The 22,497-nt window shown below is 72.8% G+C and carries 18 protein-coding genes and 1 riboswitch; of the genes, 15 read left to right on the forward strand and 3 right to left on the reverse strand.

Annotated elements, in window-relative coordinates:
* The first annotated feature begins 200 nt into the window (after positions 1 to 200).
* The 4 genes from ACLJPL_RS23090 to ACLJPL_RS23105 all read left to right on the forward strand — a co-directional run bounded on the left by ACLJPL_RS23090 (position 201) and on the right by ACLJPL_RS23105 (position 7,304).
* Positions 201 to 4,490 carry a discoidin domain-containing protein gene (locus tag ACLJPL_RS23090; protein ID WP_411082806.1) on the forward strand — a complete coding sequence of 1,430 codons (4,290 nt, stop codon included), beginning with the start codon at positions 201 to 203 and terminating at the stop codon, positions 4,488 to 4,490.
* A 120-nt stretch (positions 4,491 to 4,610) separates the two neighbouring features.
* Positions 4,611 to 5,618, forward strand: coding sequence for a LacI family DNA-binding transcriptional regulator (locus ACLJPL_RS23095; protein ID WP_411082807.1), 1,008 nt, complete (start codon positions 4,611 to 4,613; stop codon positions 5,616 to 5,618).
* Positions 5,619 to 5,806: 188 nt separating this feature from the next.
* Positions 5,807 to 6,124, forward strand: a complete 318-nt coding sequence (locus ACLJPL_RS23100; protein WP_411082808.1) for a cupin — start codon at positions 5,807 to 5,809, stop codon at positions 6,122 to 6,124.
* Between the two features lie 175 nt (positions 6,125 to 6,299).
* A complete protein-coding gene (locus tag ACLJPL_RS23105) occupies positions 6,300 to 7,304 on the forward strand; it encodes a YihY/virulence factor BrkB family protein (protein WP_411082809.1) in 1,005 nt (334 codons plus the stop codon).
* Here ACLJPL_RS23105 and ACLJPL_RS23110 read toward each other — a convergent pair.
* Together ACLJPL_RS23110 and ACLJPL_RS23115 are read right to left on the reverse strand one after the other, a co-directional pair.
* A complete protein-coding gene (locus ACLJPL_RS23110) occupies positions 7,288 to 8,298 on the reverse strand; it encodes a zinc-binding dehydrogenase (RefSeq protein WP_411082810.1) in 1,011 nt (336 codons plus the stop codon). The two genes, ACLJPL_RS23105 and ACLJPL_RS23110, sit on opposite strands and share 17 nt — an antisense overlap.
* A gap of 55 nt (positions 8,299 to 8,353) precedes the next feature.
* On the reverse strand, positions 8,354 to 9,223 hold the full coding sequence (locus ACLJPL_RS23115) for a M12 family metallo-peptidase (RefSeq protein ID WP_411082811.1): 870 nt from the start codon (positions 9,221 to 9,223) through the stop codon (positions 8,354 to 8,356).
* A gap of 225 nt (positions 9,224 to 9,448) precedes the next feature.
* On the opposite strand from ACLJPL_RS23115, the gene ACLJPL_RS23120 reads away from it, so the two are divergent.
* The gene (locus ACLJPL_RS23120) at positions 9,449 to 10,309 is read left to right on the forward strand and encodes an ABC transporter substrate-binding protein (RefSeq protein WP_411082812.1); all 861 of its coding nucleotides are present in this window, start codon (positions 9,449 to 9,451) and stop codon (positions 10,307 to 10,309) included.
* Positions 10,310 to 10,313: 4 nt separating this feature from the next.
* On the opposite strand, the gene ACLJPL_RS23125 is transcribed toward ACLJPL_RS23120, so the two are convergent.
* On the reverse strand, positions 10,314 to 10,739 hold the full coding sequence (locus tag ACLJPL_RS23125; protein WP_411082813.1) for a nuclear transport factor 2 family protein: 426 nt from the start codon (positions 10,737 to 10,739) through the stop codon (positions 10,314 to 10,316).
* Positions 10,740 to 10,865: 126 nt separating this feature from the next.
* Between ACLJPL_RS23125 and ACLJPL_RS23130 the strand changes: the two genes are divergently transcribed.
* The 10 genes from ACLJPL_RS23130 (at position 10,866) to ACLJPL_RS23175 (ending at position 22,433) form a co-directional block, all read left to right on the forward strand.
* The gene (locus tag ACLJPL_RS23130) at positions 10,866 to 11,423 is read left to right on the forward strand and encodes a PadR family transcriptional regulator (RefSeq protein ID WP_411082814.1); all 558 of its coding nucleotides are present in this window, start codon (positions 10,866 to 10,868) and stop codon (positions 11,421 to 11,423) included.
* A gap of 79 nt (positions 11,424 to 11,502) precedes the next feature.
* Complete coding sequence (locus ACLJPL_RS23135) at positions 11,503 to 12,159, forward strand: ArsR/SmtB family transcription factor (protein WP_411082815.1); 657 nt, start codon at positions 11,503 to 11,505, stop codon at positions 12,157 to 12,159.
* Positions 12,156 to 13,577, forward strand: a complete 1,422-nt coding sequence (locus ACLJPL_RS23140) for an MFS transporter (RefSeq protein ID WP_411082816.1) — start codon at positions 12,156 to 12,158, stop codon at positions 13,575 to 13,577. The genes ACLJPL_RS23135 and ACLJPL_RS23140 overlap by 4 nt, the downstream gene beginning before the upstream one ends.
* A gap of 120 nt (positions 13,578 to 13,697) precedes the next feature.
* The gene (locus tag ACLJPL_RS23145; protein WP_411082817.1) at positions 13,698 to 14,630 is read left to right on the forward strand and encodes a carbohydrate kinase family protein; all 933 of its coding nucleotides are present in this window, start codon (positions 13,698 to 13,700) and stop codon (positions 14,628 to 14,630) included.
* A 184-nt stretch (positions 14,631 to 14,814) separates the two neighbouring features.
* Complete coding sequence (locus tag ACLJPL_RS23150) at positions 14,815 to 15,849, forward strand: beta-ketoacyl-ACP synthase 3 (protein ID WP_411082818.1); 1,035 nt, start codon at positions 14,815 to 14,817, stop codon at positions 15,847 to 15,849.
* Positions 15,833 to 17,086, forward strand: coding sequence for a beta-ketoacyl-[acyl-carrier-protein] synthase family protein (locus ACLJPL_RS23155; RefSeq protein WP_411082819.1), 1,254 nt, complete (start codon positions 15,833 to 15,835; stop codon positions 17,084 to 17,086). The genes ACLJPL_RS23150 and ACLJPL_RS23155 overlap by 17 nt, the downstream gene beginning before the upstream one ends.
* Positions 17,087 to 17,161: 75 nt before the next feature.
* The gene (locus ACLJPL_RS23160; protein ID WP_411082820.1) at positions 17,162 to 19,186 is read left to right on the forward strand and encodes an acyl-CoA dehydrogenase; all 2,025 of its coding nucleotides are present in this window, start codon (positions 17,162 to 17,164) and stop codon (positions 19,184 to 19,186) included.
* 114 nt (positions 19,187 to 19,300) lie between these two features.
* Positions 19,301 to 19,621, forward strand: coding sequence for an acyl carrier protein (locus ACLJPL_RS23165; RefSeq protein ID WP_411082821.1), 321 nt, complete (start codon positions 19,301 to 19,303; stop codon positions 19,619 to 19,621).
* Positions 19,618 to 20,841 (forward strand): beta-ketoacyl-[acyl-carrier-protein] synthase family protein, encoded by a 1,224-nt coding sequence (locus ACLJPL_RS23170; RefSeq protein ID WP_411082822.1) that lies wholly within the window; start codon positions 19,618 to 19,620, stop codon positions 20,839 to 20,841. Before ACLJPL_RS23165 ends, ACLJPL_RS23170 begins: the two co-directional genes overlap by 4 nt.
* 296 nt (positions 20,842 to 21,137) lie before the next feature.
* Positions 21,138 to 21,323: riboswitch (cobalamin riboswitch) on the forward strand.
* 60 nt (positions 21,324 to 21,383) lie between these two features.
* Positions 21,384 to 22,433: an ABC transporter substrate-binding protein gene (locus ACLJPL_RS23175; protein ID WP_411082823.1), complete on the forward strand. Its 1,050-nt coding sequence runs from the start codon at positions 21,384 to 21,386 to the stop codon at positions 22,431 to 22,433.
* The last annotated feature ends 64 nt before the right edge of the window (positions 22,434 to 22,497 follow it).

Genomic DNA, 22,497 nt, shown 5'->3' on the forward strand with positions numbered 1-22,497 from the left:
ACCGCGGCACGCGATCCGCCCACCGGCCCCTGCCGCCCGACTGTTGCCGCAACGGTGGACGGTCTCTCATTTCTCTGCAACTCTCTGACCGCACAACGCAAATCCAAGCCGTAGTGCGTGCAGAATCGCGTGTTTCCTGACTACGGATCCAGAGCCGCGCCCTCGACGCGTCGTGCGCCGAGGCCGAAGATCGGGGAGCTATGAGAGCCCAACGCTGGAGATGGCGGGCGATATCCGCCGTGGTCGCCACCAGTCTGCTGATGATCGGCCCGCCGTCGCTCGCCGCCTCGGCGGCCGACGGCCCCAACCTCGCCGCGGGCCGGGCCGCGGCCGCGAGCAGCGCCCATCCCGAGTACACCGCCCCCAACATCACCGACGGCAACGCCTCGACGTACTGGGAGAGCGCGGGAGGCAACCTGCCCCAGTGGGTCCAGACCGACCTGGGCACGGCCGCCCGGGTCGACGAGGTGACCCTCAAGCTCCCGCCGTCCTGGGAGAGCCGCCGGCAGACCCTGTCCCTCCAGGGCAGCGCGGACGGCGCCAGCTTCGCGACCCTGAAGAGTTCGGCGGCCTACACCTTCAGCCCGGGCTCCGCCAACGTGGTGAGGGTGACGTTCCCGGCCACCCTGACCCGTTTCGTCCGGGTGAACATCACCGACAACACCGGCTGGCAGGCCGCTCAGCTCTCCGAGCTGGAGGTCCGGGCGGCAGCCGCGTCGTCGGGCGACCTCGCCGCCGGGAAGACTCTCAAGGCCAGTAGCGGCAACGGCAGTTACGTCGCGTCCAACGCCAACGACGGCAACCGGGCCAGCTACTGGGCGAGCCGGGAGAACGCGTTCCCGCAGTGGATCGAGGCCGACCTCGGTGCGTCGGTCCGCGTGGACCGGGTCGTGCTGCGGCTGCCGGACGGCTGGGCGGCGCGCAGTCAGACGCTGAAGCTCCAAGCCAGTGCCAACGGCACGGAGTTCACCGACCTCACCGCGTCCAGGGACTACCGCTTCGACGCGGCGGGCGGGCAGTCGACGACGATCTCCTTCGACGCCACGACCACGCGGTACGTCCGCGTGCTGGTCACCGCCAACTCCGGCAGCCCTTCGGCCCAGTTGGCCGAGCTGGAGGTCTACGGCCCCGCGACCGGCGACACCCGGGCCCCGACCGCGCCGGCCGACCTGGCGTTCACCGAGCCCGCCACCGGCCAGATCAGGCTGACCTGGAAGGCGTCCACGGACGACACCGGCGTCACCGGCTACGACGTCTACGCCGACAACACCCTGCTGGCCTCCGTCGCGGGCGACGTCACCACGTACACCGACACCCGCCCGGCCGGGCAGACCGTCTCCTATCACGTACGCGCCAAGGACGCCGCCGGCAACGTCTCGGCCAACAGCGACACCGTCACCCGCACCGGTGACACGGGCGACACCCAGGCCCCCACCGCCCCCGGCGCGCTGGCGTTCACCGAACCGGCCGCCGGGCAGATCCGGCTCAGCTGGCAGGCGTCCACCGACGACAAGGGCGTCACCGGCTACGACGTCTACGCCGACAACGTGCGGCGCGGCAGCGTCGCGGGCAACGTGCTGACGTACACCGACACCCAGCCCGCCACCACCACGGTCAGCTACTTCGTCCGGGCCAAGGACGCGGCGGGCAACGTCTCCACGAACAGCAACACCGTGACCCGCAACGGTTCCACGGGCGCCGCCTCCAACCTCGCGGTCAACAAGCCGATCACGGCCTCCTCGGTGGTGCACACCTTCGTCGCCGCCAACGCCAACGACAACGACACCGCCACCTACTGGGAGGGCGCGGGCGGCAGTTACCCGAACACGCTCACCGTCCGGCTCGGCTCCAACGCCGACACCCAGAGCGTCGTCGTCAAGCTCAACCCGGACAGCAGCTGGGGCCCGCGCACCCAGCGCATCGAGGTCCTCGGCCGGGAGCAGAGCTCCTCGTCCTTCAACTCCCTGGCGGCAGCCAAGGACTACGCCTTCAGCCCGGCCGGCGGAAACACGGTGACCATCCCGGTCGCCGCCCGAGCCGCCGACGTCCAGCTGAGGTTCACCGCCAACAGCGGTTCGGGAGCCGGTCAGGTCGCGGAGTTCCAGGTGCTGGGCGTCCCGGCGGCCAACCCCGATCTCCAGGTCACCGGCCTCACCGCGTCGCCCGCCGCCCCGGTGGAGTCGGACGCCATCACCCTGACGGCCACCGTCCGCAACGCGGGCGCGCTCGCCGCCCCGGCGAGCAAGGTCGAGTTCCGGCTCGGCGGCTCCAAGGTCGCCACCGGCAACGTCGGCGCACTGGCCGCCGGCGCCTCCACCCAGGTCAGCGCGGCCATCGGGGCCCGGGGCGCGGGCAGTTACGTCCTGAGCGCGGTCGCCGACCCGGAGAACGAGATCATCGAGCAGAACGAGACCGACAACACCCACACGGCCGCCTCCCCGCTGGTGGTGCGGCCGGTATCCAGCTCCGACCTGGTCGCGGCGACCGTCACCACCTCGCCCTCCGCCCCGGCCGCCGGCGACACGGTCACCTTCTCCGTCGCCATCAGGAACCAGGGGACCGTCGCCTCCGCGGGCGGCAGCCACGGCATCACGCTCACGCTGCTCAACGCCCAGGGCGACACGGTGAAGACCTTCACCGGCGCGCACAACGGGACCATCGCGGCGGGCGCGACCACCGCACCCGTCTCCCTCGGCGCCTGGGCCGCCGCCAACGGCTCGTACACCCTGCGCACCGTCCTCGCGGCCGACGCCAACGAGCTCCCGGTGAAGCGCGAGAACAACACCTCCACCGAGTCCCTGTTCGTCGGGCGTGGGGCTGACATGCCGTACGACATGTACGAGGCGGAGGACGGCGCCACCGGCGGCGGAGCCCGGGTCGTCGGTCCCAACAGGACCGTCGGCGACATCGCGGGCGAGGCATCGGGACGCAAGGCCGTCACCCTCGACAACACCGGAAACTACGTGGAGTTCACCACCAGGGCAGCCACCAACACCCTGGTCACCCGGTTCTCCATCCCGGACTCCGCGGGTGGCGGGGGCATCGACTCGACGCTCAACGTCTACGTGGACGGCGTCTTCCTCAAGGCCATCGACCTCACCTCCAAGTACGCCTGGCTGTACGGGAACGAGGCAGCGCCCGGCAACTCCCCGGGCTCCGGAGCGCCCCGCCACATCTATGACGAGGCCAACGTCATGCTGGGCAGGACCGTCCCGGCCGGGGCCAAGATCCGACTCCAGAAGGACGCCGCCAACTCCACGACGTACGCGATCGACTTCATCAGCCTGGAGCAGGTCGCCCCGGTCGCCAACCCGAACCCCGCCACGTACACCGTGCCGGCCGGGTTCACCCACCAGGACGTCCAGAACGCCCTGGACAAGGTCCGCATGGACAGCACCGGCACGCTGGTCGGCGTCTACCTGCCGCCGGGGGAGTACAGCACGGCCAGTAAGTTCCAGGTGTACGGCAAGGCCGTCAAGGTGGCCGGCGCCGGGCCCTGGTACACCCGGTTCAACGCCCCGACCACGCAGGACAACACCGACATCGGCTTCCGGGCCGAGGCCAGTGCCAAGGGGTCGTCGTTCGCGAACTTCGCCTACTTCGGCAACTACACCTCCCGCATCGACGGGCCGGGCAAGGTGTTCGACTTCGCCAACGTGTCGGACATCGTGATCGACAACATCTGGAACGAGCACATGGTGTGCCTCTACTGGGGCGCCAACACGGACGGCGTCACCATCAAGAACTCCCGGATCCGCAACATGTTCGCCGATGGCGTCAACATGACCAACGGGTCCACCGACAACCGGGTGACCAACAACGAGGCCCGCGCCACCGGCGACGACAGCTTCGCGCTCTTCTCGGCGATCGACGCCGGGGGTGCGGACATGAAGAACAACGTCTACGAGAACCTGACCTCGATCCTGACCTGGCGCGCGGCGGGCGTGGCCGTCTACGGCGGTTACGACAACACCTTCCGCAACATCCATATCGCCGACACCCTGGTGTACTCCGGGATCACGGTCAGCTCGCTCGACTTCGGCTACCCGATGAACGGCTTCGGGACGCAGCCGACGAAGATCGAGAACGTCTCGATCGTCCGGTCCGGCGGCCACTTCTGGGGATCTCAGACCTTCCCCGGCATCTGGCTGTTCTCGGCCTCCAAGGTGTTCCAGGGGATCCGGATCTCGGACGTGGACATCGTCGATCCGACGTACAGCGGCATCATGTTCCAGACGAACTACGTCGGCGGACAGCCGCAGTTCCCGATCAAGGACACCGTGCTCACCGACATCTCCATCTCCGGTGCGCGCAAGAGCGGTGACGCCTTCGACGCCAAGTCCGGCTTCGGCCTCTGGGCCAACGAGATGCCGGAGGCGGGGCAGGGGCCCGCGGTCGGTGAGGTCACCTTCAACGGACTGAAGCTCAGCGGCAACGCTCAGGACATCAGGAACACCACCTCCACCTTCAAGATCACTGTCAATCCGTAGCGAGGGCGGAGCACGGATGTGCGGAGGGGCGTTTCCCGTCGACCGGGAGGCGTCCCTCCCGCGTATATTCCTTGCATTGTTCCGTCTAGTGTTTGCAGTGATTGCGTTAGTCTTGCGGTCATGACGCGACGACTTGCTCAGGTTGCCAAAAAGGTTGGGGTCAGCGAGGCCACGGTGAGCCGGGTGCTCAACGGCAAGCCCGGGGTGTCCCGCACCACCCGGCAATCGGTACTGACCGCCCTGGACGTCCTCGGCTATGAGCGGCCCACCCAACTGCGGGGGGAGCGGGCCCGGTTGGTCGGTCTCGTCCTGCCCGAGCTCCAGAACCCGATCTTCCCGGCCTTCGCCGAGGTGATCGGGGGAGCCCTCGCCCAGCAGGGACTCACCCCCGTGCTCTGCACCCAGACCAAGGGCGGCGTCTCGGAGGCGGACTACGTCGACCTGCTGCTCCAGCAGCAGGTCTCGGGCGTGGTCTTCGCCGGTGGCCTCTTCGCGCAGGCCGACGAGGCCCACGAGCACTACCACCGGCTCGCCGAGCGCCGCATCCCCGTCGTGCTGATCAACGCCCCCATAGAAGGGCTCGACTTCCCCTGTGTCTCCTGCGACGACGCGGTCGCCATCGAGCGCGCCTGGCGCCACTTGGCCTCGCTCGGCCACGAACGCATCGGCGTGGTGATCGGCCCGTCCGACCACGTGCCCTCCCGCCGCAAACTGGCGGCGGCCCGTTCCGTGGCGGCGGCCACCGGCCAGGAGCTGCCCGAGGAGAACATCGAGCGCTCCATGTTCTCCCTGGAGGGCGGCCAGGCCGCCGCGTCACGGCTGCTGGAGCGGGGCGTCACCGGCATCGTCTGCGCCAGCGACCCGCTGGCGCTGGGCGCGGTCCGGGCGGCCCGCAGGCGCGGCCTGGGGGTGCCGGCGGACGTCTCGGTCGTGGGCTTCGACGACTCGGCCTTCATGAGCTGCACCGAACCCCCGCTCACCACGATCCGCCAGCCCATCGAAGCCATGGGCCGGGCCGCCGTCGAACTGCTCTGCGCGGGCATCCAGGGCGGCGCGGTGCCGCCCGGGGAGCTGCTGTTCGAGCCGGAGCTCGTGGTGCGCGGCTCGACCGCGAAAGCGTCCAGCTGAGCTGCCCCGGCCGGATCGCCGTCCTGTGCGTGCAACGGTCCGTCAATTGCGAAACATGGCCGAAATCCTGCGAGAGGTTGCCGAGCCCGCCCCTACTCCGCGATCAGCCGCCCCACGCTCAGCCCCACCCTCCTCCCCGCAGTCCCGGCAGGATCGCGAGGCGGGAGGGTCTGCGGCAGAGTGGCTGCATGGACGACCTCAACGCACTCGCCCAGGAGCACCTGACCGCCGCCCGCGCCTCCGAGCACGGCCGCAGCGCGCACCTCCTCATCCAGGAACCGCCCCTGCGCCAGACGGTGATCGCCCTCACCGCCGGATCGGCGCTCGACGAACACAACGCGCCGCCCGCCGCCTCCCTCCTGGTGCTGCACGGCACGGTCCGCCTCACCGCCGGCTCCGGCGACGTGGAGCTCCCGGCGGGCGCCCTTCACCCGATCCCGCAGGAGCGGCACGGGCTGCTGGCGCTCCAGGACGCGGTGGTCCTGCTCACGGCCGTCAACGACTGACTCACGGCCGTCAGCGGGTGACCTGTCCGGGGCGCACAGCCGCGCCGCGCACCCGGGAGGCCCGGACAGGTGTGTCCGGGCGATGACGTGGCAGGAGAGGATCGAGGGAAGCCGGGGCGTCCTACGGACGAGCCACCCCGCCCGCCGCGTCCGTCCACGTCCCCGGAGTACCAGCTTGCCCACCCAGACCGCCGCGACCGCAGCCGCGGAACGCACCGCCCCCGCCGCCGGAGGCCCCGGCACGCCGCGCCACTGGCTCACCGCCCTGCGCCGCACCCCGGTCTCGCTGTGGAACGACGACATCACCGACTGGGCCGCGGCCCTCACCTACTACGCCATCCTCTCGCTGCTCCCGGCCCTCCTCGTCACCGTCTCCGTGATCGGACTGGCCAACCCCGACGCGACCACCGCGCTCATCGCCGACATCACCGCCTTCGCGCCCGCCGAGTCCGGGGAGGCGCTGCGCCGCCCGCTGGAGGCGGCGACCGAGCAGCGCACCGCCGTCTGGCTGCTGGTCGGGACCGGATCCGTGAGCGCCGTGTGGTCCGCGTGCAGCTATCTCGCGGTCTTCCGCCGGGCGATGCACGCCATGCACGACGTACAGGACAACCGCCCGCCCCTGCGGCAGGCGCACATCATCGTCGTCTCCGCGATCGGACTGCTCGTCCTGCTGATGACGAGCGCCTTCGCCCTCGTCCTGACCGGCCCGCTGGCCCGCTGGCTCGGCCGCCGCGTCGGCCTGCCGCACGAGGGCGAGACCCTGTGGGTGGTCCTGAAGTGGCCAGTGCTGCTCTGCCTCGTCGCCTGTCTGATCCTCGTCCTCTTCAGTACCGGCCCCCGCTCCGCGCGCGGCGTCCGCCGGGGCCTGCCCGGCGGGATCCTGGCCGCGTTCCTCTGGCTGACCGCATCGGCGCTCTTCGCGCTGTACGCGACCCAGATCGGCAGCTACAGCAGGCTCTACGGCTCCCTCGCGGGCCTGGTCGTCTTCCTGATCTGGGTCTGGTTCGCCAACCTCTCCCTGCTGGCCGGAGCCCAGTTCAACGTGGAACGGGGCCGCCCTGAGCCCACGGGCCGCCCGAAGCCGGCAGGCCGCGCGGAGTCCCCGGACGTCCCGGCCCCCACAGGCCCGCCGGATGCGGAGCCCGAGCCGGAGCCGAAACGCCCTACGGCCGCAGAATGAGGCGGACCGGATCGCCCTCCTTCGTCTCCATCCGCCGCACCGCCGTCGCCGCCTCCGCCAGCGGCAGTACGTCGCTGATCGAGCGCGAGAAGTCCAGCCGCCCGCCCTCCGCCAGCCGGACGAGCTGCGCCACATGGTGCTCCTCGGAGCCGTAGTGCCCGAGGACCCGGTGCTGGAGGTAGCTGAACCGGGTGGAGTGGGTGACCGTCAGCGGCTGGTCGTTCAGCCCTACCAGCACCAGGCGTCCCTTCGGCGCGAGCACGGTCAGCGCCTGCTCCCGGACCGGGGGAGCGCCCGCGAAGTCGAAGGCCGCCTCCAGGCCCGCGCCGCCCGTCGCCCCGAGCACCCGTTCGCGCAGCAGCGGGTCGCCGGGGTCCAGCGCCAGGTCGGCCCCGAGGTCCAGGGCCCGGCGGCGGGCCGCGGCCGAGGGGTCCACCGCGATCACCGGGTAAGCGCCCACGGCCCGCAGCAACTGCACGGCGTGCGCGCCGAGCCCGCCCGCGCCCCAGACCCCCACGGCCTGCGCCGGGCGTACGTCACCGGTGGCGGTCACCGCCGCCCACGGGGTGGAGACCGCGTCCGGGATGATCGCCGCCTGGTCGAGGGGGAGCGCGTCGGGCAGGGCGACGAGGGTGGTGGCGGTGGCGAGGGCGTACTCGGCCCAGCCGCCGTCGTAATCGACGCCCCGGGTGTACGTCCGGCCCCCGCGCCGCTCGCCCGCCTGGAGGACCACCCGCTGCCCGGCCGCCCAGCCGGCGACACCGGGGCCGAGCGCCTCGACGGTCCCGGCCACCTCGTGGCCCAGGGTGACGGAGTCACCCTCCAGGTAGGGCGGACTGAGCGTGCCGCTGATGAGATGCACGTCGGAGAGGCAGACCCCGGCCGCGCCCACCTTCACCAGCACCTCGCCCGGGCCCGGCGCCGGCTTCGCCACCTCCTGGACGGAGAGCGTGCGGGTGGGCAGATGCAGGCGCACGGCGCGCATGCGTTCCATGGCGGGGTCCTTGGTTCTCCGGTTCGGGCCGGTCGCGGGCGACGGGCCCGGCCGGTCAGGCCCTGGAACGGTATCCGGCGACGATCGGCATCGTCTCGCGCAGCACCCGCACACAGTCGTTCGACGCGTCGCCGAGCCGCCGCCCCTGCCAGTCACCCTCCGCGCTGGAGAAGCGGCTGATCCGTCGGCAGTGGGCCCCGCACGAGGCGCGGTAGGCCATCAGCGTGTAGTGCCGGCCGTCGTCCGTGATCCAGCCGGTGTTGTACGGGCGGGTCCGGCTCACGTTCATCGAACCCTCGGCGTTCGACGCCAGGGTCGTACGGTCGTGGGCCAGGCCCAGGTTGTGCCCGATCTCGTGGCTCGCCGAGTCCAGCTCGATGCCGTCGACCTCGACGACCGAGTAGGCGTACTCGTGGGACGAACTGTCGAGGGCCGTCGTGTAGTCCGCGGTCCCGCCGCCCCGCTCGGACCGCTCCACGACGAGCGTGACCAGATCGGCCCCGTACCGCTCGCGCTGCTCGTGCACCTGCCGCCCGAGCCCCGATGAGTGGTCCTTCAGCACGGCGTACGCGGCGCGGAACTCCTCCGAGCCGTCATACCCCCTCGCCGTGTAGGGGTGCACGATCCTGATGATGCCGCAGAGCCCGTCCGCCGCCAGCGACCGGTTCATCCGGGTGGCGATCCGCTGGGCCGAGGCGGGCACCCGGTGCTCCCCGCCGAGCCGCGCCGCCGCCTTCGGCGTGTAGACCGCGAGCACGTCGACCACCGGGCACTTCATCGCTGCGGCCGCCGGAGCCGCTGCCGCCGCCGAAACCGCCGCCGGAGCGGCCGGGGCGCTCGCGGATCCGCCGACGAAGGTCGGGGCGGCACAGACGGACGCCGCCAGGCCGAGGGTCACGGCCGCTTTGAGGAGGGTTGTGCGCATGGGGGGTCGTCTCCATCCGAAGAGGGCGGGCGGAGGGTGCTGCCCGGTGTCACCGAACGTGTTTATTTCTAACACTGAGTGAAGGCGGTCGCCCGTCGCGACGGATGCCGGCGGTACGAAGGTCGGCGTCGGCCCGAGGGGTGTGGCGGTGACGAGGTGGGCAGGTACACCTGTACGAACTCGCACAAGCGGTACGGCAGTCGGTGGCAGAGGGGCGTGTGTGACGTGACGGAACAGAGCGAATGGCGGTTCTCCGACGACCGGGGTCAGCTGGCGACGGCGGCCCGGCGGCCCGAGCGGGTGCTCGCGTATGTCCAGGCCGGGGCGACGCTGTGGGGCCTCGGCATCCGCCCGCAGGGGATCTTCGGCTCCGACCACGACGGCCCCGACCCCGACCGCGCCAAGACCGGGACGCTTCCGCTGGACGAGGTCGAGTACGTCGGCGCGGGCAGCGCCCTGGACGTCGAGCGGCTGCTCCGGGGTGCGCCGGACCTGGTGGTGGCTGTCAGTTACGGCGGCGGGCATGTGTACGGGCTGCCGCCGGAGACCGCCAAGCCGCTGGAGGAGCGGGTCCCGGTGGTGGTCCTCGACGTGAGCCAGGCCCGCACGTTCGGGGAGATAGGCGAGCGGTTCGCGGAGCTGGCCCGCTCGCTCGGCGCGGAGGACCGCGCCGACGCGGACGCCGATCTCGACGCCGCCCGGGAGCGGCTGCGGGCGATCGCCGCAGCGGGTCCGGCCGGCGCGCGCCGCGTGGTCGCCCTCTCCCCGGCCGGACCCGATCAGGCCCATGTCGCACGCCCCAGGATGTGGCCCGAGCTGCGCGTGCTCACCGAGCTGGGCGTCGCCGTCGTGGAGCCGCCCGAAGGCCCCGGGGCCAACTGGTCCACGCTCGGCCGGGCGGAGGCGTTCGCCCTGCGCCCCGAGGTGATCCTCACCGACATCCGCGCCCACGCCGCCCCGCTCGACGAGCTGCGCGGGAGCGACGCCCGCTCCACGCCGGTCGTGCCGTGGAACCCGGAGCCCCTGTACGGCCCCCGCGACCACGCCCGCTTCCTCGGCCTGGTCGCGGACGCGCTGGAAGGGTAGGCGTCTACTCCGTCGGGACCAGTCCGTCGGCCACGAGCCCGGCGAGTACCGCCTCGCCGAGCGCGTGGACGGCGGACTGGGGACGGACCATCACGGTGAACTCCTTGATCCGCCCGTCCTCGGCGAGGTGGACCAGGTCGATGCCGTGGATCTCCTTGCCGTTCACGGTCGCCCGGAAGAGCAGGACCGCGGCCGGGGCCTCGCCGCCGTCCGCGCTGGTCTGCGCGGTGCCCGCGAACTCTCCGACGTACCGGAAGTCCTCGAAGGTCCGCAGCAGCACCCCGAAGAGTCCGAGCACCACCGGCCGGCCCTCGAACGGGGTGAACTTCACCGGGCTGTAGAGCCGGATGTCCTCGGTGAACAGATCGTCCAGGGCACTGAGGTCGCGGGTGTCGACGGCGGTGCGGAAGCGGTCCACTGCGGTGGTCATGGCGTCTCCTCGAAGGCTGGTGCACATGAAATGACTAGTCATGAATATGAGTAGTCACTTTCATGACTATCATGGACGATGCGCTCCTGGACAGGGGGTGGGTGGACAGGAGAGGGAGGCGGTCCGATGGCCCTGCGCCACGCCGTACTGGCGGCGCTGCTCGACGAGGAGCTGAGCGGATACCAGCTGGCCAAGGCGTTCGACCTGGGCGTCGCGAACTTCTGGCACGCGCAGTCGCAGCAGGTGTACGCGGAGCTCGCCAAGCTGGAGAAGGAGGGCCTGGTCGCGGGGCGGGAGGTCGTCCAGGAGGCCCGGCCCAACAAGCGCGTCTTCCGGGTCACCGACGAGGGACTGGCCGAACTGGACCGGTTCGCCGCGACCGCCGCCAAGCCCTCGTTCATCCGCGACGACCTGCTCGTGAAGGTCCAGGCGGCCGACCACCTCGACACCGGTGAACTGGTCGACCGGCTCACCGAACGGGCGGACTTCGCCGAGGCCAAGGCCGCGCAGTTCGAGGCGCTGCTCGGGGGGATGCGCGGCGACCGGTCGGAGGGGGAGTTCCTCCGGTACGGCGAGCGGATCGGGCCCTATCTCACCTGCCGCCGGGGCCGGGACTTCGAGCGCGCCAACCGGGACTGGTGCCGGGAGGTCATCGCGGTCCTGCGGGCACGGTCCGCTGCCTGACGGGGTCCGGCACAACTCTCCCGAAAACATTCGGCAAAAATACTTTGGGAGAATGAGCGCTCCGCCCTACGCTGCCGCCATGGATGGCCAACCCACTCATCGCGTACTCGATCCCGACCGCGACCAAGCTGCGCTCAAGGCCCTCACCCACCCCCTGCGGGTCGAGCTGCTCGGGCTGCTGCGGCAGCACGGTCCGGCCACCGCCAGCGAGCTGACCGCCCGGACGGGGGAGTCTTCGGCCTCCACCAGCTACCACCTGCGGGTGCTCGCCAGGTACGCGTTCGTCGACGAGGCCGACCACCGCGACAGCCGCGAGCGTCGCTGGAAGGCCGTGCACTCCGTCACCTCGTGGAGCAACGAGGCCCTGCACCGCGCCCCCGGCGGCCGGGCCGCGCTCAGCGCGCTCCGCCGCCGGCTGGAACACCTGGAGCGTTCGCTGATCCGGCACGAGGCCGACCTGGAGAACGGCCGACTCGACACCGCCTGGCAGGAACCGGCCGGTTTGGGAGACGCCCTGGCCCGGCTGACCCCAGAGTCGCTGGCCGAGCTGTGGGAGGCGGTCGAGGCGAAGACGGCCGAACTGGCCGCTCGCGACGAGGGCGATCCCCGCGCCGAACAGGTCGTGGTGTTCACGGCCGGGCTTCCCCTGGCGCCGAAACCGCCCAGCGCCCTCGCCCCGTCCACGGCGGACGGGCCCGCCTCGTCCGTCGCCGGCGCCGGCGAGGACGCTTCGTGAGCGGGACGACGGCCGGATTACCGGAGGCCGGCGACGACGCGTCGGCACCGCGGACGCCCGCCCCCACCGGGCGGGGTCTCGACCCGCTGACCGCCCGCCGCCGGTTCACCACGGTCTCGTTCCTCTTCTGGCTCCCCACCGGCATGTTCATCGCGACCGGGGTGCTCCTCCTCACCGACAGGGGCATGGGTCTCGCCGCCATCGCCGGCTTCTTCGCCGTGCACTCCCTCACGGCCGCCGCGATGGAGCTTCCCACCGGCGGCCTCTCCGACGTGGTGGGCCGCCGCGCTGTCCTGACCACTGCCGGGCTCCTCAACCTCACCGCCTTCACCCTCATCGGCCTCGCCTCGTCGGCCTGGGCCGTCACGCTCGGCATGGCCCTCATGGGCTGCGCCCGCGCTCTGTCCAGCGGGCCCGCCGAAGCCTGGTACGTCGACACCGTCCACGCCCACGCGGGACCCGAAGCCGATCTGCGTACGGGCCTGGCGCGCGGCAGCTCCGCCATGTCGGCCGGCCTCGCACTCGGCACCCTGCTCGGCGGCGGGCTGCCCTGGTTGCTCGGACTCGGCGGCGGCATCAGGGAGTGGCTGACCGATGCGACCGGCGGGCTCGTCATTCCCCTCTCCGTGCCCGCACTCCTCAGCGCGCTCGTCGAAGTCGTCTTCGTCCTCTACGTGCTGAGCGCCCTGCCCGAACCGCCCCGGCCCCCGGCCACCTTGCGCGGGGTCGTCGGCGGTGTTCCCGCCGCCATCGGTGCGGGGCTCCGGCTCGGCGCCCAGGACGCCCTGATCCGGCGCATTCTGCTGACCGCGAGTGCCGCCGGGGCCGCGCTGGCGGCCGTCGAACTGCTCACCCCGGGCCGGGCCGCCGCCCTCATGGGAACGGCCGAATCCGGGGCCGTGATCTTTGCCGGGCTTGCCTGCGCCGGGTTCGTCTGTTCCGCCATCGGCAACCAACTCGCTCCGCCGACTGCCCGGTTGACCCGCAGTAGTGAGCGCGCGGTGCTGGCCGGTTACGCGGTGATGGCGCTGGGCCTCGTCCTGCTCGGCCTCACCGCGACCTCGACGGGCCCCTTCGCCGCGGCGATCGCCGCCATCGGCTACGGGCTGGTCTATCTGGGGCTCGGAGCTGCGAGTCCCAACACGAAGGATCTGCTGCACCGCCGGGTCGACGCCTCCGGGCGCGCCACCGCCCTCTCCGTCCAGTCGCTCGCCCTGCTACTCGTGGCCGCCGCCGCTGGACTGGGGGTCGGGGCCCTTGAGCCAGGTCCACTGCCGTGGCTGCTGGTCGCCGCCGTCGTGCTGGCCGGAGCCCTTCTCTGGGCCCGGCGGGCCGCCCCCGCGAAGCCGTACCCGAAGGGAGCGGCGACCGTGATGCCGGAACAGCCCGCTGCCCGTTGTGGCCGTGATGACGCCTGAACGGCAGCCGGCCGGCGCCCGATGCATGGGGTGGCTTCCGCCGGCGGGCGCGATCGGGCTGAATGGGGGACGGAGGGCCCGAGGACACCCACGTCACAGCAGTTGAGGAGATCCACCCCCATGCACGACCGCACCGAACTGCTGGTCGTCGGCGAATGCGTCGCCGACGTCGTCCGGCTGCCGGACCAGGAGGACACGGTCCACCCCGGCGGCAGCCCCGCCAACGTCGCCCACGGGCTGGCCCGTCTCGGGCATCGGCCGACCCTCCTCACCCAGCTCGGCCCCGACGACAACGGGCGGCTCATCCGGGACCACCTGGTCTCCGCCGGAGTCGTCGTCCGCACCGACGGCGCGTCCGCCCCCACCCCGTCCGCCGTCGTCACCCTGGACGGGGCCGGGCGGGCCTCGTACGCGTTCGACGTCGCCTGGACCCTGGGCCCGGTCGCCGTGGAGCCCGCGCCGGGACATGTGCACACCGGGTCGATCGGTGCGGTGGTGGAGCCGGGGGCGGCGACCGTCCTGGACGTCGTACGGGCCGCCCGGGCCACCGCCACCGTCAGCTATGACCCCAATGTGCGGCCCGATCTGATGGGCGATCACGGGGCGGCCGTGCGGCGGGTCGAGGAGTGCGTCCGGCTGAGCGACCTGGTCAAGGCCAGTGACGAGGACCTGGCGTGGCTGTATCCGGGGGAGGAGCCGGAGAAGGTCGCGGCGCGCTGGCTGGAGCGCGGGCCCGCCGTCGTGCTGGTGACCCGGGGCGGCGACGGGGCCCTGGCCGTGTTCCCGGGCGGCCGGATCGCGGTGGCGGCCGCGCCGGTCGACGTCGTGGACACCGTGGGCGCGGGCGACGCGTTCATGTCGGGGACCCTCCACGCGCTGGCCGCGCACGGCCTCCTCGGCGCCGGAGCCAGGGACCGGCTGCACACGGTGGACCGGGACGCCCTCACCGGCGTACTGCGCCACGCGGTGGCCTCCGCCGCCGTCACCGTCTCCCGGGCCGGCGCCAACCCGCCCGACGCGGGGGAACTCCGGGAGGCGCTCGCGCGCAACTGACAAACCGTCATGACCCGTTCGGCCCAGTCGAACGCACCCTCGCCAGACGTTCCGCCGTTCGTCAACCGTTCGCAGTATGACAACGGGATCGGGGCAGCGGGTGGCGAGCAGACGGGCAGCAGGCAGCGGGGCGGGGCCGCGGGGGCGGGAGCGTGCCTTAGCGGGCGCGGGCGGGCGCACGGCGGTGCTGGAGAGCGTGGCGGGCTGGGTGCCGGGGGAGCCGGTGGGCAACGACCGGCTCCCCGCCGACTGGGAGGTCGACGACGCCTGGGTCCGCCGCCGCACCGGCATCGGCAGCCGGCACCGGGCCGGACCCGGGGTCGCCACCGGTGACCTCGCCTACGAGGCGGCCTCCCGGCTGCTCGCCGGCTCCCCGGCGACGGGCCCGGTCGACGCGGTGGTCCTCGCCACCGCCACCCCCGACCACCTCTGCCCCGGCACCGCGCCCGCCCTCGCGGCCCGGCTCGGGCTCGGCACCGTACCGGCGCTGGACATCGCCGCCGTGTGCAGCGGCTTCGTCTACGGGCTCGCCCTCAGCCACGGGCTGATCGCCTCGGGGCTCTATGAGCGCGTCCTGCTGGTCGGCGCCGACGTCTACTCGACCTGGCTCGACCCGGACGACCGCTCGGCCGGAGTCGTCTTCGGCGACGGGGCGGGCGCGGCCCTGGTGGCGGCGGGGCGGACCGGCGACCCCGGTGAGCTGCTCGCGTTCGACCTGGGCAGCGACGGCAGCGGCTACGGCCTGATCACCGTCCCCGGCGGCGGCGCCCGCGCCCGCGCGAGCCAGAAACCGCCCGCGTTGACGGACGCGTACTTCCGCATGCAGGGCGGCACCGTCTACCAGCACGCCGTCGAGCGGATGACCGGCTCGTGCCGGACGCTGCTCGACCGGGTCGGCTGGGACCCGGCCGAGGTCGACCACTTCGTGCCGCACCAGGCCAACGCCCGGATCCTGCGCGCGGTCGCGGACCGGGTCGGCATCGGGCCGCAGCGCTGCGTCACCCATCTGGAGCGGGTCGGCAACACCGGCGCCGCCTCCATCCCCCTCGCCCTGGCCGACGCGGCGGGCCGGGGGGTGTTCCGGGGCGGGGACCGGGTGCTGCTCACCGCGTTCGGGGGCGGATTGACCTGGGGTTCGGCGGCACTTCGGTGGCCGGGGACCCCGCAGAGGATTTCCACGGATTCTACGGAAGGAACACAGCATGTCGCAGTCCGCTGATCAGGGGTCAGCCGGTTTCGGCACCGCCGTCGCGGTGACGGGGGTCGGCCTGGTGACGCCCGCGGGGGCTGACGAGCACAGCTTCTGGGAGGGACTGTGCTCCGGGCGCTCCACCGCCCGGCGGTGCGAGGAACTGGCCGGTCTCCCGGTCGACTTCGCCTGCCCGGTCGACTCCATCGACCTGGACGAGGCGGTCGGCGGCCGCTCGGTGTGGCGGATGGCCCGGTTCGTGAAACTGGCCGTCGTCGCGGCCCGGCAGGCCGTCGCGGACGCCGGCCTCGACCCGGCGGTCTGGGACGGCGGCCGGGTCGGCGTCGTGCTGGGCGTCGGCGTCGGCGGGGTGTCCGTCCTCGTGGACAACGCCGCCAAGCTGGCCGCCTCCGGGCCCGAGGCGGTCTCCCCGCTGCTCGTCCCGATGATGATCCCCAACGCGGCGGCGGGCGAGGTCGCCATCGCCCTGAAGGCGGGCGGCCCGAGCCTCGCCCCCGCCACCGCCTGCGCCTCCGGGGCCACCGCCGTCGCCGTCGCCCGCGATCTGCTGCTCGGCGGAAGCTGTGACGTGGTGGTGGCGGGGGGCGCGGAGTCGGTGCTCACCCCGCTGGTGGTGACCGCGTTCGCCCGGATGGGCGCGCTCTCCACCCGTACCGCCGATCCGGCGGGCGCGTCCCGGCCGTTCGCCGCCGACCGCGACGGCTTCGTGATCGGCGAGGGCGCGGCCATGCTCGTCCTGGAGCGCGAGGAGGCGGCCCGCGCGCGGGGCGGCCGGGCGCGCGCCCTGCTCACCGGGGCCGGGTCCAGCACCGACGCCCACCACCCCACCGCCCCGGCCCCGGACGGGCACGGCGCCCAGCGCGCCGTCCAGGCGGCCCTGGACCAGGCGGGCTGGTCGCCGGGCGATGTCGACCACATCAACGCCCACGGCACCTCCACCCCCCTCAACGACGCCATGGAGACCATCCTCATCTCCCGGCTCTTCCCGCACCGCCCGCCGGTGACCGCGCCCAAGGGCGTCGTCGGGCACACCCTCGCGGCGGCGGGCGCGATCGAGGCGGTCGCCACCGTGCTGACGCTGGAACGTTCCCTCATCCCGCCGATCGCCAACCTGGACTCCTTCCCCGACGCCTTCCCGCTCGACTGCGTGACGAAGGAACCCCGGAGCCGGCGGGTGGAGACGGCGGTCAGCCACTCCTTCGGCTTCGGCGGGCACAACGTGGCCCTGGCCTTCCAACGCGCCTGAGCGCGCAGGGCCGTTCGGGAACGGCGAGGGGTGTCCTCGCCGTTCCTTGATCGTTACTCTGTCGTGACCGTATCCATGCATGAACCGACTTTGCCCTCCACGGACGACCAGCTGACCCGTGTCCTGTTCGGTGACAACTTCCGTCAGGAGCACGGCTTCTGGCGGCGGCTGCTCACCACAGAACCGTTCCGCCGCCCCGGGGGCGGCACCCCCGACGAACAACTCGCCCTCGCCTACCACCGGTTGCGCATCCTGAACAGCGCGCTCGACAGCGGTGCGCGGCTGGCCGCCGACCCCCGCGCGCTGGCCGCCCTGCACGAATGGCTCGGCCCGGTCGACCCGGCCCTGACCACCGTCGCGGGCATCCACTACAACCTCTTCCTCGGCAGCCTCCTCGACCACGACCCGGGCACCCTGCGCGACCTGTCGGACTTCCTGGAGCTGCGGCGGGTGGGCACCTTCCTCTGTACGGAGGTGGCGCACGGCAACGACGCGGCGGCGATCGAGACGACCGCGACGTACGACCGCGGACGCGACGGCTTCGTCCTGCACACCCCGCACGCCGGGGCCCAGAAGTTCATGCCCAACACCAGCCCCGCCGGCGGTCCCAAGACCGGAGTGGTGGCCGCCCGGCTGCTGGCGGACGGGGCGGATCACGGGGTCTTCCTCTTCCTCGCCCCGCTCACCGACGACAGCAGCGCCCTGCCCGGCGTACGGGTGCGGCGGCTGCCCGCCCGAATGGGCTCCCCGGTCGACCACTGCGTGACCTCCTTCGACCGCTACTTCGTCCCGCGCGACGCGCTGCTCGCCGGGGAGCAGGGGCGGATCGGGAAGGACGGGCGGTTCACCAGCGAACTGGCCAACCGCAGAAGGCGGTTCCTCCTCTCCATCGGGCGGGTCACCCCCGGCAAGCTCTCCATGAGCGCCTGCGCGGTCGGCTCCGCCCGGGTCACCCTCGCCATCGCCGTCCGTTACGCCGGCCACCGGCTGGTCTCCGGATCGCGGGCCGACCGGCGGGTGCCGGTCTACGCGCACCGCACCCACCACGGCCCGCTGGCCGGGGCGATGGCCACCGTCTTCGCGATGAGCCTCCTCCACCGCAGGGCCCTGGACCGCTGGGAGTCCGCACCCGCCCCCGACCGGGACGAGGCGGAGCGCCTGGTCGCCGTCGCCAAGGGCTGGATCACCTGGCAGGCGCGCGGCGTCATCGTCGAGTGCCGGGAGCGGTGCGGGGCGCAGGGGCTGCTGGAGAACAACGGCATGACCGAGCTGTTCACCGGCATCGAGGGCGCGATCACCGCCGAGGGCGACAACCTCGCCGTACACGCCAAGGCCGCCGCCGAGATGCTGTTCAGCGCCACGCTCCGGGACGAGGAGGAGGCGGCGGGCGACGACGGCCCCGGCGAGCTGGACGACCCCCGCTTCCTGGGCCGACTGCTCGCGGCGGTGGAGGACATCTGGTTCGCCCGGGCCCGGGAGCGGATGAGCTCGGCCCCGCCCGGCGACCCGCTCGGCCGGTGGAACGCCGCGTCGGGGGCCGCGCTGCGCGGGGTGGAGGCGTACGGCTACCGGCAGGCGGGCGAGGCGTACGAGCAGGCCGTCGCCACCCTGCCCGAGGGGGCCGCCCGCGAACGGCTGACCGAGCTGCACCGGCTCTTCGCCCTCCAGTGGATCGCCCGCAACAGCGGCGACCTGCTCGCCGCCGGACGGCTGACCGCCGATCAGGTCACCTTCCTGCCCGACGCGGTGGAGGCGTCGATCGCCGCCGTGGCCGCGCACACCCCCGCCCTGGTGAAGTCCTTCGCGCTGCCGGAGCGCCTGATGTCGGACTGGCCGATCGCCGGACCCGGCTACGCGGACGCCTACGACGACCCGGAGGGATCCTGGCACCGGGACCGCAGGGCGGCGGCGGCCGGGGGGCGCACGGTGGGGTTCCGGCGGCCCGTCTGCGGCAGCAAGCGGCGTCCGCTGCGGGAGAAGGTGGCGGCGCTCGGGACCCGCGGGGTGCTGCTGGCGTACTGGGGAACCACATCGGTGCTCTCCCGATGGTTCGAGAAGCCGCAGGTGAGCGCAGACGAATCGGTTCGCCCGAAGGCGTAACCGGAGGGTCGTCATCCAGTTACTTCGGCGGTGGGGTCGAAGCGTTCGGCCATCCGCCATTCGTGAGGACGCCGAGGCGTCATGAGGACGCCGAGGCCGATGAGAGGAACGACCATGAAGACCATCCACCCGAAGATCACCGAGGTGCTGACCGAGACGTTCAAGGTGCCCGCGGCCGAAATCCTGCCGGAGTCCACGATGGACAGCCTGGAGATGGACTCCCTCGCGGTCGCCGAGTTCGCCGTCATCATCAAGGAGACCCTGGGCGTCGACGCCGACTCCGAGAAGCTCTACAAGGACGCCACGCTGGCCGACGTCTCCGCGTTCATCGACGCGGCCGTCGCCGGCGTGAGGGCCCGCGGCGAGGCGGCCGACGCGACGGCCGGCGGCGGCCGGGCGGCCGACAGTTCGGTGCCGGTGAGCAACACCCGATGAACCGACCCGCCATCGCCGTCACCGGTCTGGGGATGATCACCCCGGCCGGCCATACCACCGACACCACCTGGGACGGAGTCCGTCGCGGAGAGTCCCTCGCGCGCACCGTCCCCGCACTGGAAGGCTGCGCGGTCGACTTCGCCTGCACGGTCTCCGGCATCGACCTCGACGAGGCGGTCGGCGGCCGCAGCGCCTACCGCATGGGCCGGTACGTCAAGTTCGCCGTCCTCGCCGCACGGGAGGCGGTGGCCGACGCCGGGCTCGACCCCGCCCACTGGGACGGCGCCCGCGTCGCCGTCGTCGTCGGCACCAGCAGCGGCGGCTCCGCCGGACTCACCGAACAGGCCGTCGCCCTGGAGCGGCGCGGCCCCGAGGCCACCTCGCCCTCGGGCATCCTGCTCACCATCCCGAACATGCCCGCGGCCGAGATCGCCATCCAGATGAGGGCCACCGGGCCCAGCCTCGCGCCGTGCACGGCCTGTTCCTCCGGGGTGACGGCCCTGTCCGTGGCCCGCGACATGCTGGCCCTGGGCCAGTGCGACATCGCCATCGCCGGAGCCACCGAGTCGATCGTCTTCCCGGTCGCCATGACCGGCTTCGCCCGCTCGGGCGCGGCGGCGCTGCGGAACGGGGACCCCGCCCGCCTCTGCCGCCCCTTCGCCGCCGGCCGGTCCGGGCTCGTCATGGGCGAAGGCGCCGCGATCATGGTCCTGGAGCGGGCCGAGGACGCCCGCGCCCGAGGAGCGGCCCCCCGGGCGCTGCTGGCGGGAGCCGGGGCCACGACCGACGCCCACCACCCCACCAGCCCGCACCCCTCAGGGGACGTCGCCCGGGCGGCCGTCGAGGCGGCGCTGACCGACGCGGGCTGGCGCGCCGAGGACGTCGACCACGTCAACGCGCACGGGACGTCGACCCCGCAGGGCGACGCGACCGAGGCCGCCCTCATCGGCCGGGCCTACCCGCACCGGCCGCCCGTCACCGCCCCCAAGGGCGTACTGGGGCACTGCATGGGGGCGGCGGGCGCCATCGAGGCGGGACTGACCGTCCTGACGCTCCAGCACGGCACCGTCCCGCCGATCGCGAACCTGGACGCCCCCGCGCCGGACTTCGACATCGACTGCGTCACGAAGGTTCCGCGCGAGGCGCCCGTACGACGGGCCGTCAGCCACTCCTTCGGCTTCGGCGGACACAACGCGGTGATCGCGCTCGAAGCTCCCTGACCCGCGCGGCTCCCTGACGCGCGGTCTCTGACGCGCCGCTCCCTGACGGGCGGCTCCGTGACCGCGAAGCTCCGTGATTCGCGAAGCTCCGCGACCTCACAGCTCGGTGACCACGAAGCTCCGTGACCCGCGAAGCTCTGTGATCCGAGCAGCTCCGTGACCCTTCAGCCCGACGGCCCGCCAGGCTCCGCAACCGAAGCGGAGGGCGTCCGGGCCGGTGCGGCGGGACGATCCCGCGCCGCACCGGCCCGCCGGGAGCCGGCCCCCGCACCGGCTCTGAGCTGCGCGAAGCCCCGTGATAGCTTGCCGGGGCCAGTCGAACCCCAGCGACGGGGTCAGGGAATCCGGTGCGAGACCGGAACTGACGCGCAGCGGTGAGGGGGACGGGCGGGGCCACGGCCACTGGAGCACAAGCGCTCCGGGAAGGCGTCCCGCCCGGACGAACCCGAGTCCGAAGACCTGCTGGCATCCGCGCCCCGCACCGGGGCACGGGAACCGTACGACGGGCTCCGCGGCTGGGCCCAGAGACACCGAGGTCCTTCGTGCTGCCCACGGCCACCCCCGCCCCGATACGCACCGCCGCCCTGCTCGCGGCCGGGCTCGTCCTGCTCACCGCCTGCGGTGGCGGGGCCGCCACCTCGTCCGCCGAGGGCGGCGACAAGGCGGCCGGCTTCCCGGTCACCCTGAAGAACTGCGGGCGCACCGTCACCGTGAAGGCCCCGCCCCAGCGGGCCGTCTCCGTTGACCAGGGATCGACCGAGATCCTGCTCTCGCTCGGCCTCGCCGACCGGCTCGCGGGCACGGCGACCTGGAGCGACCCGGTCATGAAGGGCCTGGAGAAGGCCAACGAGAGCGTCGAGCGCATCTCGGACAACCGCCCCTCGTCGGAGAAGGTCCTCGACAAGGAGCCGGACTTCCTCAGCGCCTCCTTCGCCTCCACCCTCGCCAAGGGCGGCGTCGCACCCCGCGAACAGTTCGAGAAGCTCGGCGTCCCCACCTACGTCTCGCCCGCCGACTGCGTCGGCAAGGACAACAGCGGCGGCGGCGACGGAGCCCGTACCGCGCCCCTCACCATGGACAGCGTCTACACCGAGGTCCGCGAACTGGCCCAGGTGTTCGGCGTCCCCGAGCGCGGCGACGCGCTGGTGGGCAGGCTCCAGGCGCGGGTGGAGAAGGCCACCGAGGGGATCGACGCGTCCGACGCCTCGCTCCTCTACTGGTTCTCCGACTCCAAGGCCCCCTACCTCGCGGGCTGCTGCGGCGCTCCCGGCGTCATCACCCGCGAGCTCGGCGCGAAGAACGTCTTCGACGACACCCACGACGAATGGCCCCAGATCAGCTGGGAGACCGTCGCCGACCGCAACCCCGACGTCCTGGTCATCGGCGATCTGAGCCGCACGATGCAGACCGCCGAGAGCGCCGAGAAGAAGATCGAGTTCCTGGAGTCCAACCCGGTCACCAAGACCATGGACGCCGTCAAGAACCGCCGCTACGTGCTGCTCAGCGGCCAGGCGATGAACCCCACCATCCGGACGGTCGAGGGACTGGAGCGCGTCGCCGCCGGGCTGCGCGACTTCAGGCTCGCGGGGTGAGCGGCGGCGACCGGGCGGTGGAGGGGGAAGGCCGGGCCGTGACGGCGGAAGGCCGGGCAGTGAC

The organism is Streptomyces sp. cmx-18-6 (assembly GCF_046548915.1).
GTDB lineage: Bacteria > Actinomycetota > Actinomycetes > Streptomycetales > Streptomycetaceae > Streptomyces.